This is a genomic window from Winogradskyella eckloniae (assembly GCF_013249045.1).
GTDB lineage: Bacteria > Bacteroidota > Bacteroidia > Flavobacteriales > Flavobacteriaceae > Winogradskyella > Winogradskyella eckloniae.
In genome coordinates this window covers 1-12,535 of sequence record NZ_JABRWP010000006.1, presented here as the reverse complement: position 1 = coordinate 12,535, position 12,535 = coordinate 1, and the positions used below count along the sequence as shown (strand labels likewise).

11 protein-coding genes are annotated in these 12,535 nt (G+C 33.1%); 3 read left to right on the top strand and 8 right to left on the bottom strand.

Annotated features, from left to right (window positions below; all coding sequences use genetic code 11):
* Window positions 1–8: 8 nt before the first annotated feature.
* Window positions 9–1,499, top strand: a complete 1,491-nt coding sequence (locus tag HNV08_RS11440) for a sulfatase family protein (RefSeq protein WP_173281466.1) — start codon at window positions 9–11, stop codon at window positions 1,497–1,499.
* Between the two features lie 92 nt (window positions 1,500–1,591).
* Here HNV08_RS11440 and HNV08_RS11435 read toward each other — a convergent pair whose 3' ends face one another.
* The 8 genes from HNV08_RS11435 to HNV08_RS11400 all read right to left on the bottom strand — a co-directional run bounded on the left by HNV08_RS11435 (window position 1,592) and on the right by HNV08_RS11400 (window position 9,861).
* Window positions 1,592–2,020 carry an FKBP-type peptidyl-prolyl cis-trans isomerase gene (locus tag HNV08_RS11435; protein WP_173281465.1) on the bottom strand — a complete coding sequence of 143 codons (429 nt, stop codon included), beginning with the start codon at window positions 2,018–2,020 and terminating at the stop codon, window positions 1,592–1,594.
* 171 nt (window positions 2,021–2,191) lie between these two features.
* Window positions 2,192–4,429, bottom strand: a complete 2,238-nt coding sequence (locus HNV08_RS11430) for a TonB-dependent receptor (RefSeq protein ID WP_173281464.1) — start codon at window positions 4,427–4,429, stop codon at window positions 2,192–2,194.
* 118 nt (window positions 4,430–4,547) lie between these two features.
* Window positions 4,548–5,054, bottom strand: a complete 507-nt coding sequence (locus HNV08_RS11425; RefSeq protein ID WP_173281463.1) for a hypothetical protein — start codon at window positions 5,052–5,054, stop codon at window positions 4,548–4,550.
* Between the two features lie 324 nt (window positions 5,055–5,378).
* The gene (locus HNV08_RS11420; RefSeq protein WP_173281462.1) at window positions 5,379–7,766 is read right to left on the bottom strand and encodes a protein-disulfide reductase DsbD family protein; all 2,388 of its coding nucleotides are present in this window, start codon (window positions 7,764–7,766) and stop codon (window positions 5,379–5,381) included.
* 139 nt (window positions 7,767–7,905) lie between these two features.
* A complete protein-coding gene (locus HNV08_RS11415; RefSeq protein ID WP_173281461.1) occupies window positions 7,906–8,316 on the bottom strand; it encodes a rhodanese-like domain-containing protein in 411 nt (136 codons plus the stop codon).
* A 16-nt stretch (window positions 8,317–8,332) separates the two neighbouring features.
* Complete coding sequence (locus HNV08_RS11410) at window positions 8,333–8,650, bottom strand: rhodanese-like domain-containing protein (RefSeq protein ID WP_173281460.1); 318 nt, start codon at window positions 8,648–8,650, stop codon at window positions 8,333–8,335.
* A gap of 121 nt (window positions 8,651–8,771) precedes the next feature.
* On the bottom strand, window positions 8,772–9,383 hold the full coding sequence (locus HNV08_RS11405) for a thioredoxin family protein (RefSeq protein WP_173281459.1): 612 nt from the start codon (window positions 9,381–9,383) through the stop codon (window positions 8,772–8,774).
* Between the two features lie 4 nt (window positions 9,384–9,387).
* Window positions 9,388–9,861, bottom strand: a complete 474-nt coding sequence (locus HNV08_RS11400) for a TlpA family protein disulfide reductase (protein ID WP_173281458.1) — start codon at window positions 9,859–9,861, stop codon at window positions 9,388–9,390.
* Window positions 9,862–10,096: 235 nt separating this feature from the next.
* Here HNV08_RS11400 and HNV08_RS11395 point away from each other — a divergent pair, with 235 nt between their 5' ends.
* Both HNV08_RS11395 and HNV08_RS11390 read left to right on the top strand, forming a co-directional pair.
* The gene (locus tag HNV08_RS11395; RefSeq protein WP_173281457.1) at window positions 10,097–11,497 is read left to right on the top strand and encodes an anthranilate synthase component I family protein; all 1,401 of its coding nucleotides are present in this window, start codon (window positions 10,097–10,099) and stop codon (window positions 11,495–11,497) included.
* Between the two features lie 345 nt (window positions 11,498–11,842).
* Window positions 11,843–12,421 carry an anthranilate synthase component II gene (locus HNV08_RS11390; RefSeq protein ID WP_173281456.1) on the top strand — a complete coding sequence of 193 codons (579 nt, stop codon included), beginning with the start codon at window positions 11,843–11,845 and terminating at the stop codon, window positions 12,419–12,421.
* Window positions 12,422–12,535 lie beyond the last annotated feature (114 nt).

Sequence of the window (12,535 nt, the reverse complement as noted above, 5' to 3'; positions counted from 1 at the left end):
TAATTTTCATGAAACCATATTTATATTTAATCGTTTTTGCTGTTCTTTTTTCTTGCTATACCAACAAAAAGAACAAGGAAAGCTCTACTGAAGAAACAACCCAACCCAACATACTTTTAATTGTAGTTGACGACCAAGGTTATGCTGATTTTGAGCCTTTCGATAATTTTGACACCACAGTATCTACACCTAACATTGCTAGATTAGGTAATACTGGCACTGTATATTCACAAGCCTATGTTACGGCACCTGTATGTAGTCCATCAAGAGCCGGAATTATCACCGGAAAAAACCAATTTCGTTGGGATATTCCCGCAAGTTGGGGACCAGGCTTACCAGAAAATGTAAAAACACTTCCGGAATATTTAAAGGAAGTGGGCTATACGACTGCACGTATTGGCAAAAATGATTTAGGTCGCAATTTTCACAAATACGACGTAAGAGAATATCCTTTAAATCATGGATATGATGAATTTTTAGGATTTTCGGCACATGCACATGATTATTGGGCAAACTCAAAAAGTATTCAAGACAAAACTCCAGATCCTTATGGCACCAGTGCCGCTTTAGGCCCTCTGATGCATAACATGGGAGAAAAAAGCTATGAAGACGGTTATCTTACTAATATTTTAACAGACGAATCTATTGCTTATTTAAAACGCAAACACAATAAACCTTTCTTCCTTACAATTTCCTATAGTGCAGTACATCATTTAATCCATGAAGTACCAAAACAATATCTCGACAAATACAATGTAAAAGAAATACCCAAATACGATCCCAAAACCAATCTTGAATATAGCCATCACAAACCTGGTAGCTACGCAGCATATTACGACAAATACTCTAGAATTGGAGCCATTAACACAGATGATTTACGACAATATTATTTAGCAAATTTAAATTGCTTAGACGACAATATTGGACGCGTATTAGACGCGTTAAACGAAACAGAATTAGACAAAAACACACTTATTGTATTTATTTCAGATAATGGAGGATCTCCACTTACTGGCGCCAACAACGCACCTTTAACTGGTGGCAAATATGCGCTTTGGGAAGGCGGCATTCGTGTTCCTTTAGCTATGAGCTGGCCAGGCCATGTCGAGGCAGGCAAAATTGAAACGCAATATGTGTCTGCGACTGATATATTACCAACCTTAACACATGCTGCCGGAATAACATTAACGGATAAAAATTTAGATGGCAAAGACTTATTAGAACCTAAGGATAACGACCGCTTACTCGTTTGGAAATGGCAAAAAACTTGGGCTGTAAGATTAGGACAATTGAAACTAACCAACACAAAAGAAAACCACTGGAAGAGCGAACCTTCTGCTCAATACATCCCACCAATAAAAGATGACCTTACGCTTAAATTATTTAATATTGAAACAGATCCAGGAGAACGCAATGACCTTTCTGAAAAACATCCAGATATTGTAGAACAATTAGAAAACGCATACAAGGATTGGTGTGCTACTAATATTAAGAATTAATCCTACCCTTATTTGATTAATAGCAATTTGTTCAAATGAAAAAACCTGTGAATTAAGTTTCACAGGTTTTTTTCTTGTCGCATATGTAATGCTTACTTTATCTCAACTAATTCAAGCTCAAAAACTAATTCTTGTCCTGCTAAAGGATGATTACCATCAACAATAACATGATCATCATTTACCTCTACTATTCTAAATTGATGCTCATTACCTTGTGCATCACGCGAAGCAAGACCTAATCCTACTGCAGGCTCCATTTCTGGTGGCAATTGTGCTTTATCCACCTTATGGAAAAGTTCTTTTATTATCGCACCATACGCCTCCTCCATAGGAATATCAACTGTTTTCTTTTCATTTACCTTCATATCAACGACCGCCTTTTCAAAACCAGGAATTAACATACCTTGCCCTAACGTAAATTCTAAAGGTTCACGCTCTAAGGAACTATCAAAGATTTGTCCGCTTTTTAATTTTCCTGTGTAATGAACCTTTACAGTATCATTCTCTTTTACTTGACTCATATATTTTTAATTTCAAATTAAATAAGTTGCAAAACTATTATTAATAATAGAGAATAAAGAATGAAATCTTGATTATCACTTGTAATTATGATAATCTTAACTTCATTCAAAAGCTCTTAAAAAAAGTGCACCACACATATCGTTAAATACAACATCAATGAAGCATAAGACTTAAAAGGTAAAAGCAATTTTACCTCTTAAGAAAAACGGTGTTCCTGGTGTGTATGTAATTTCTTCAACAGATTCGGATTCATTAAACAATCTCGTTTCTGTAGCAAACTGCGTTTCATTCCATTCTACATTAAATAAATTCTCTATAGCGAACCCAACAACGAAACTCTTAGAAAGATTATAATTAATATTAAAATCGGTAACAAAATAGCCATCTGCTACAATTGAGTTATCTTCATTTGCTGGCCTATCATCTATAAATCGATAGCTCAAGCTTCCTGAAAAACCGTTTAAATTATTTACAGTCAATGCACCTGTAGACGTAAAATCTGGCGCCAATGGTATATAATCTTGTCCATCTAATGCTTCTGTACTTCTAGCAATTGTATAATTCACATCACTATTTAAAAATAACCAATCCGTGATCTGATATTGAAAACCAAAATCCACACCATAACGTTTAGATGCTCCACTAGGTTCTACAACACCTGCATCACCAACATAAACAAATTCTTGCTCTGATAACAAATGCCAAAATGAGGTATTTACAACAAAACGATTTACAGGTTTAAATATAAAACCTAGATCTGCTCCTAATGCATATGGAAGTGTTTCTTCACCTGTGCTTGCTGTAACTACACGTGCATCATTAGAGTGAAAACCATATCCTAATTTTGCAAACACTTGTAGTTTTTTTGAAGCCGCAAAAATAGTATTGAACTTAGGACTAACTATAACATCCGTTTTGTCTAATGTTTCATAATTTTCTGATAAAAAATCCACATAATTAAACTTAAAATAGTCTAAACGTATTCCTGGGTTTAATGTCCACTTTTTAAATTTTAAATTACCATTTAAAAAAGTATACCCATTTAGCTCATCTATATTGCCAAAGGCTAACCTTTCTAAAGTTTCACTTCTATTTTTTGTGCGTGATAATTCTACATCATTGACATCATCATATCTAAAACCTACACCTGCATCAAAACGAAATTGCATATCATGATTTTCTAAATGAAATGTACGTTTGTAAACACTCTCTGCACCAATAATTGTTCTGTTTTCTTTTTGCTTAATTTGATCTCCATTTACAGGATCTTCTAAAAAGAATGTAAAATTAGAATACAGTTCAAAATCGTATTTAGATAAAAATGCTTTAGACTTTATTTGTTGATGTTCGTCTAATTGTTTTGTATGGTTTACCCAAATGTTAGACCGACTTGTATTACCGCCTTCGGTATCATCTATAGCACCAAAACGACCAATAATTCCTTGTTCAACTGCTCTCGTAGGAATCTGACCTGATGCATCCCACCGACTTTGAAAATGAGACATTGATAGTGTTAATTCTTCATCTTTATAATTATTATAATTATAGCGTCCTAAAACATTTAAACGATTAAAATTTTGAGACGAATCAAACACACCATCTGTCAACACCAATTCTGAGGCAATAAAAGCACTACTATGCTCACCTTCTGAGATTTTAAACAAATTAACCGATCTTAAGCTGTTAAAATCACCTACTTCTATTTTAACAAGATTATCATCAATAGATTTTTTTGTGTTTAATTCTATATAACCTGCTGTATTAAAATTCCCTTTGTCTGCATAATAGGGTCCTTTACCAAAATCGATATTATCTATAATCTCTGGAATAACAAAATGTAAATCTGCATAACCTTGTCCATGTGCATGCGAAGGAAGATTAACAGGAATTCCGTCCGTACTAATTGCTATATCTGTTCCATGATCGATATCAAAACCTCTTAAAAATATCTGTTCAGCTTTTCCTCCTCCTGCATGCTGACCAATAATTAATCCTGGAACTTTTCGTAAAATTTCTTGAGCAGATTTTATAGGATTGGTTTTCACATCTACATTAGCAAACTGACTTAAAACATTAAGTTTTGAAACCAAAACCACTTGATCTAAGGATACTTCAGACACTAACATCACTAAATTGATGGTAGCATCTAATTGACTACCAAGAACCACTATCTCTTGATTTTTATAACCCAAACTACTAAATACAATCACATCACCTTCTGACACATCATCGATTTCATAATAACCTGAAACATTGGAATATGCATAACTTCCTGTGTTTTGATTGTAGATATTTACACCTGCTATAGGTGTTTTATTTTCTGTAAAAATTGTGCCGTTTATTTCATGTGCAAAAACGGTAGGGCACAGTGCTAAACATATAGCACATATTAAAAATTGTTTTATCATCTTAATTTAAATCGTTTAATAAATAATCTGTTTTTATTGAATAAACTACGTTATTCAAGGCTTAGAAATTCCTGTCCTATCATAAATAGGAAAATGAAAAACTAATATAAAAGCGTTATTAAACTTTAGGTGGTTTAAACCTTTGATCTAGAAATCGATTTTTAAAAAATGTTGGTTTTTCTAGAGAAACTTCAGATGATTCCCTTTCCAAATACTGAATAACCAAACCACTAGCATATGGCATACTATATTTACTAATTTTGAGATCTATAACGGATTCTCCTTGATGCTTATTTTCTTTATTAAACGTATTATTAATAACTAAATCTAAAAAATCTATAACATTATGCTTATGATCATGACTATGATTATGCTCATGATTATGCTCATGACTATGTTGAATATTCCGTGAACCAGACAAAACCACTAATGTTCCATTGCTATCATTAGTGTTTAAATCTTCTTGCTGAAACACCAAACTAGAAGCATCTATATAATGAGAAATAGAATGTAAAATATGGTGTAATCTTGTAGGCATCAAACTAAAAAAATAACCCATCAGAATAACAACTGTGGTTATTCTGAACAAATTAATCTTTATTTTATCTAATGGATTGGTTTGCATTATTAATTGACTAGTAAACTTATAAATAGCTTGTCAACATAAACTACTTCGACAGCTACAATAAGACATACGTAAATAAGACCTAGGAGGTTTTATATTTTGTGCATTTTAAAAATGCGCCACTAAATTTTAATTAAAATTAATATTTCGCGTAGAAGTAAATCGAGGACAGTCTTTTATATTTTTTGATAGCAACAATCATATTCAAGACACCAAAAATCATGTTATAAAGTCTAAATACAGGACCATTTCAACCAATAAAACATACATGGTAAGTTATTATTACTAGGTATTAATATCTAGCAATATGGAACTGAGCGCATTTTACTTAAAATTTTCTATACCTTCTTTTAACCAATTGTTATATTCAACATAATTTGGCGTATACGCAACAGGCTCATTAAGATTTTCTTCATTATGATCCATTAACACATAATAAGGTTGCGTATTGGTTTTGTACTTTATGGTTTGCATTTCACTCCATTTTTGACCTTTATTCCTCAATTTTTTTCCCGGTCTCAATTTAGAATCTGGCGCTTCGCCTTCAGGAAAATCAATTTGCTCATCCACATAAAGCGAAATAAGTACAACGTCATTTTTTAATTTTGACAAAATTTCTGGTTTTACCCAAACGTTTTGCTCCATTTTACGACAATTAACACATGCCCAACCTGTAAAATCTAGCATTACTGGTTTCCCAACGGTTTTTGCATAAGCCAGCCCTTTGTCATAATCATTAAAAGCTAAAATATCATGAGGCGCTAACAAATGTGCACCTTCTGGCAAATCTGAATGACTAGCTGACCCTCCACCTTTAGCATAACCAACTCCATAAGGCGATTCGGAATAATCTAATGGTGGCGGAAATGCACTTATTAAATTTAAAGGCGCACCCCAAAGTCCTGGAATCATATAAATTGTAAACGTTAAGGTAAGTAATCCTAACATTAGCCTACCAACTGAAATGTGTTTTAATGGCGAATCGTGAGGCAATTGAATTTTACCAAACAAATACAAGGTTAATGCACCAAAAACAGCTATCCAAATTGCAATAAATACTTCGCGTTCCAACAAATGTCCTTGTAAAACTAAATCCGCTTGAGATAAAAATTTAAAAGCTAATGCTAATTCTAAAAATCCTAAAACTACTTTTACCGTATTTAACCAACCTCCAGATTTTGGTAATGAATTTAACCAACCAGGAAAAGCCGCAAATAATGCAAACGGTAATGCAATAGCAGATGAAAACCCAAGCATACCTATTACTGGTGCTAAGCCACCTTTAGAAGCCGCTTCTACCAAAATCGTTCCGACAATTGGCCCAGTACACGAAAACGAAACAATAGCCAAAGCCAATGCCATAAAGAAGATGCCTACAAGTCCACCTTTATCTGCCTGTCTATCCGCTTTATTAGCCCAAGAATTTGGTAACACTATTTCAAAAGCACCCAGAAAAGACATTGCAAATACTATTAATAAAACAAAGAAAATTAGGTTAAACCAAACATTTGTAGCTAACGCATTTAATGCATCTGCACCAAAAATTGCCGTAATAATTGTTCCTAATAAAACATAAATTATAACAATAGATAAACCATATATAACAGCGTTTCTAATTCCTTTAGCTTTTGATTTACTTTGTTTAATAAAGAAACTTACCGTCATAGGAATCATAGGAAACACACAGGGTGTTAACAGCGCTACAAATCCCGAAAGAAATGCGACTAGAAAGATAGACCAAAGCCCTTTGTTATCTTCGTTTTTTTGCGTCTCAAAATGGTCAGCGTTTTTTTTTACAGCTACACTTTTAGTTAAATCGTATTCTAAATCTATGTAAGTCGGTGCCAAACAACGCTCATCATTACAGGCCATAAAACTTACTTCAGAGGACATGGACGATATATTCTTATCTGAAATTTTAATCTTTTGTCTAAATTCGGCTGCGTTTTTAAAGAACTTAATCTTCATCTCAAAAACCTTATCTAAAACTTCCTTTCCCTTTTCCTCTATAGTTTCACCTTCTAAAGTCACATTACTATCGCGCTTATACTCAAAACCAGTTGGTATTGGTCCACCATCTGGTACAACTTGAGAATATAATTTCCAGCCGTCATCAATTGTAGCATTTGACACTAAAATATATTCTGTATCATTAATTTTTTCAACTGATGTAGTCCATTTTACTGGCTCAAAAATCTGCTTTTCTGTAGCGCCAAAACTAATGGCTGACGCTTCGGGCTTATCCTCTACTAATTGCGCTTCTTTAAGATTAAATTTGAGATCTATATAATTCGGTGGCATGCATTTTTCATCATCACAAACCATGAATTCTACTTCACCTTCCACTATAGAAAGTTCTTTATTTAATACTGTGATACGCTGCTTAAATTCCGCTTTATTTTCGAAAAACTTAATTTTCATTTCAAAAACAGGGTCCATTATAGTATGCCCTTCTTCCTCACTAGTATTCCCAACAACACTAAAATCTGAATTAGTTTTATAAGTAAAACTTGTAGCAATTGGTCCTCCTTCTGGCACCTTCTGAGAATACAAATGCCAATTATCTTCAATAGTGGCAATAGAAATTAAATCATACTCCGTGTCTGAAATTTTTTCTGTTTTTGTTTCCCATTTTACTGGGTCATATACCTGAGCAAATGTATTGAATGATATCGCCAATAGGCACAGTAGAAATACTCTTTTTATGTTCATAAATAACGTATTATTTTACAAATGTAATAGAAGTCTTGTAGTCTTCTGTTTACATTCGTCTAAATTATAAAAACCTTAAGAGTTTTGAAAGTGAATAGTACCAATAAAAAAACCGAACGTAGTGTTCGGTTGTGAATGTTTAAGACTTAACTTTAATGTCTAATATGTCGGAATGTTTCCATTTAGAAATCCCGCCTTCTAAATCGTAAACTTTCTCAAAGCCTGCATCTTTCATCTTTTTTGAGCATTTTGAGCTTCGTCCTCCAGATTTACAATACACAATAACAGGTTTCTTTTTATCTAATTTAGAAATATCTTCTTCAAAATTAGCCGACGAAAAATCAATATTTTGCGAGTTTGCAATATGCATTTCTTCATGTTCTTGAGGTGTACGCACATCTACCAATTGCACGTCTTCTAACTCTAAGATAGATTGCATCTCTGCTGCAGTCACTAATTTTACTTCAGTAGCCTCTTGCTTATTTTCTAAACAACTATATGTACTACTGCACACTAATAACAAACAAAGTAAAGTATATATCTTTTTCATAATGTATTATTTTATGCTAGTCTGGTGTAGCGACATCACCTTCCCACTCCATAAATCCACCTTCTAGATTATATGCATTTTCAAAACCTAATTGATCCATTATACCACAGGCTTGACCACTTCTTGCACCAGACCTACAATACACATAATAGTTTTTGGATTTATCTAATGCCTCGAGTTCATCTATAAATTCTTGCCCTTTGTAAATGTCAATTTTAATTGCATTAGGAATAAAACCATCGTTTATTTCCGCTTCTGTTCTAACATCTAAAATTACTGCATTATTGTCTGCTTCTAATTGTTTTACCCAATCGTCTTGTGATAAATCTGCCATATTATATATTAAATTTCAGGTAAAATTAACATTTCCTTGTGATATAGACGAAAAAAAATCTGAAGTGTTACACTCCAGATTCAATTTTTAACATATTTCTTGCGAAAACCCACCTAAATCGTTACACTTTAATAGAACAACCTATTGCTTTGGTTTCTGCTACTTTTATGGTTTCACCTTTCAATAAAGCATCTACTGCATCTTCAACATATTTCACTTTTACGGCCTTTGCGTCTTGGTAATTATCATCTATTGCACCAATATATCTGACAACATTTCCATCATTTGTTTTTTCTAACACATAAATATGTGGTGTTTTAGTCGCTCCATATTGAGGGTAAATCTCTTGATCTTTATCCATTAAATACGGAAAAGTAAACCCTTTCTCTTTAGCTCTTGTTTGCATTGATTTCATGTTATCACCAGGTTTTACATCTATATTATTTGGCATAATTGCAATAACAGGAAAACCTTGAGACGCGTATTTTTTATTTAAGGCTTCAATTCTATCTTCATAAGCCACTGCATAAGGGCAAGTGTTACATGTAAATGTTACTATAAATCCTTTCGCATCTTTATAATCTGATAAAGACACCATTTTACCATCTATGTTTTCAAGACTAAAATCAGTTGCTTTATCACCAATATTATACCCTTTATCACTCGTATTAATTGTAAAAGCAGATAGTGCAAAAACTAACACTACTGCAGAAAATAATTTTAAAGTTTTCATAGTTTTATTTTTTTAAAAATTGTTTTATTTCGGTTTCTAATTCCTCTTGTGTAAAAGACTTTTCGTAAAATTGACGCTTATCGCCTTTATAAATAATAGTAGCAGGTAATGCTCCAGACCAGTTTTCATCAATCGCTGCAATCCAACGATTTTGATCCGTATCATTCAATGCCACGACTTTCGATTTTAGCTGATGCTTTTTAATATATGGTTTTAATGCCGTCTCATATTTACTCGGAAAATCCAAGCTTACTAAAAGCACATCAACTTGATCTTCTTTGTATTTCTCATTTACGGCTTCAAAATAAGGCAACTCTTTTATACAAGGACCACACCACGTCGCCCAAAAATTTACCACATGTACCTTATCATCTTTTTGATGTAACAAAGGCTCTAAACCATCATAATCATACACCTCCAATTTTACATCTTGAAATGGTAAACCGATAATTAAAATGAATAAAAAAAACTGCTTCATGTCATAAAATTAATACTCTAACTAATGGAACTCTTAATAATTAACAAAAAATTAATTAAATGTTTGACATTAACAAAATTCATTTCTATATTTGACCTTGATTATGAAAATAAATACAAATCATATTTGGTGGTGGAATTTCTCAAACGCATGTTAGTGAAACCATCCTTGTTATGAAAAAATATATAAAAAAGGCTTGTCATTCACGACAAGCCTTTTTTAATTTAAAATTGATATGAAAACATTTAGTTTATATACACATTATAAAAAAATATTAGCCGATACTATCACTCCTGTTAGTATTTATCTAAAAATTAGAGATAAATTTCCTAATAGTATTTTGCTAGAAAGTAGCGACTATCATGCTAACGATAACAGTTTTTCTTATATCTGCTGCAATCCAATAGCTTCTATTAAGGTTGAAAACAATAATATTCATCAAACTTATCCTGATGGTAGTTCTAAATCTAATTTTGTAGAAACCGTTGGTGTAGTTGAAGAAATTCACAAATTTACACAACGCTTTAAAGTCGATACAAATGAAGATTTCAAATTTATCAATAACGGAATTTTTGGCTATACCTCATATGATGCTGTAAAATATTTTGAAGATATAGAAATTTCAAAAAAGGAAAATTCGGCAACAATACCAGATGTATATTATGCTGTTTATCAAAATATTATTGCCATAAATCATCAAAAAAACGAAGCCTATATTTTTGCGCATTGTTTTGACACAGAAAACAACATTGACGATATTCTGCAATTAATTCAAACCAGACAATATGCGTCTTACGATTTTAACACCAATGGCGACATTGATTCTAACCTTACAGACGATGAGTATAAAGAGCATGTAGAATTAGCGAAAAAACATTGTGGACGAGGCGATGTTTTTCAATTGGTATTATCTAAACAGTTTTCGCAAAAATTTAGTGGCGACGAGTTTAATGTTTACCGAGCATTAAGAAGTATAAACCCGTCGCCATATTTGTTTTATTTCGATTACGGCAACTTTAAAATCTTTGGAAGCTCGCCAGAAGCCCAATTGGTTGTTAGTGAAGGTAAAGCCGAGATTCATCCTATTGCAGGTACTTTTAAACGTAGCGGAAACGACTTAAAAGATGCAGAACTTGCTGAAAAATTAATAAAAGACGACAAAGAAAACAGCGAACACGTAATGTTAGTTGATTTGGCTAGAAATGACCTAAGTAGAAACGGAAGCAACGTCACTGTAGAAAACTATAGAGAAGTTCAATTTTTCTCTCATGTCATCCATTTAGTAAGTAAAGTAACTGGAACCATTCATAAAAACACAGATACAATGCAAGTGGTAGCAGATACATTTCCTGCAGGAACATTAAGTGGCGCACCAAAGCACAAAGCCATGCAACTTATAGAGAAATACGAAAAAACAAGCAGAGGCTATTATGGTGGAGCAATTGGTTTTATGGATTTCAGTGGCAATTTTAATCATGCTATAATGATTAGAACATTTTTAAGTCAGAATCATAAATTATTTTGGCAAGCTGGCGCAGGATTGGTAGCAAAATCTAATGCCGAAAGTGAATTACAAGAAGTATATAATAAGCTTGGTGCATTGACAAATGCGATTGAGTTGGCGAAGGATATTTAGTAGTTGGTAGTTGGTAGTTGGTAGTTGGTAGTTGGTAGTTGGTAGTTGGTAGTTGGTAGTTGGTAGTTGGTAGTTGGTAGTTGGTGAAAAATAAAATACAATTTGGGAAAGAACAAAAATTAGTAAAAATTAATGTCCCAAATTCCGATATAGTCGAAAACATCAAAATTCAGAAATAATCAGCAAAAGAACGAAAATGCGAGGCGCAGCCTCAACCACGAAGTTCTGAAAGCGAATGGTGCTTTTACAAATGAACAGAAAGAAAGAAAGAAAGAAAGAAAGAAAGAAAGAAAGAAAGAAAGAAAATAGTTTAATTAATAGATACCTGCTTCAGCAGGCATTAAAATGAAAAAAGTATTAGTAATAGACAATTACGACAGTTTCACATACAATTTAGTCCATTATTTAGAAGACTTAAATTGTGAGGTTATAGTAAAGCGAAACGACAAATTAACCCTAGATGAAGTTGATGCTTTTGATAAAATTGTGTTATCACCAGGACCAGGAATTCCTGATGAAGCAGGTTTATTAAAAGAAATCATTGCTACCTACGCACCCACAAAAAGTATTTTAGGTGTGTGTTTAGGTCAGCAAGCCATTGGCGAAGTATTTGGCGGTTCATTAGAGAACCTAGAAGATGTATATCATGGTGTTTCTACCACAATTACACTTTCTGTGGAAGACGAACCTTTATTTAAAGGCCTGGGACAATCATTCGAAGTTGGCAGATACCACTCGTGGGTTGTTAACGCAAATTTACCCGATAGTTTAGAAGCCACATCTTTTGACGACAACGGACAAATTATGTCATTAAGACATAAAGTATATGATGTAAAAGGCGTTCAATATCATCCAGAATCTGTGTTAACTCCAGATGGAAAAAAGATTTTAGAGAATTGGGTTAATGATATAGTTAGCAGTTAGCAGTTAGCAGTTAGCAGTTAGCAGTTAGCAGTTAGCAGTTAGCAGTTAGCAGTTAGCAGTTAGCAGTTAGCAGTTAGCAGTTAGCAGTTAGCAGTTAGCAGTTAGCAGTTAGCA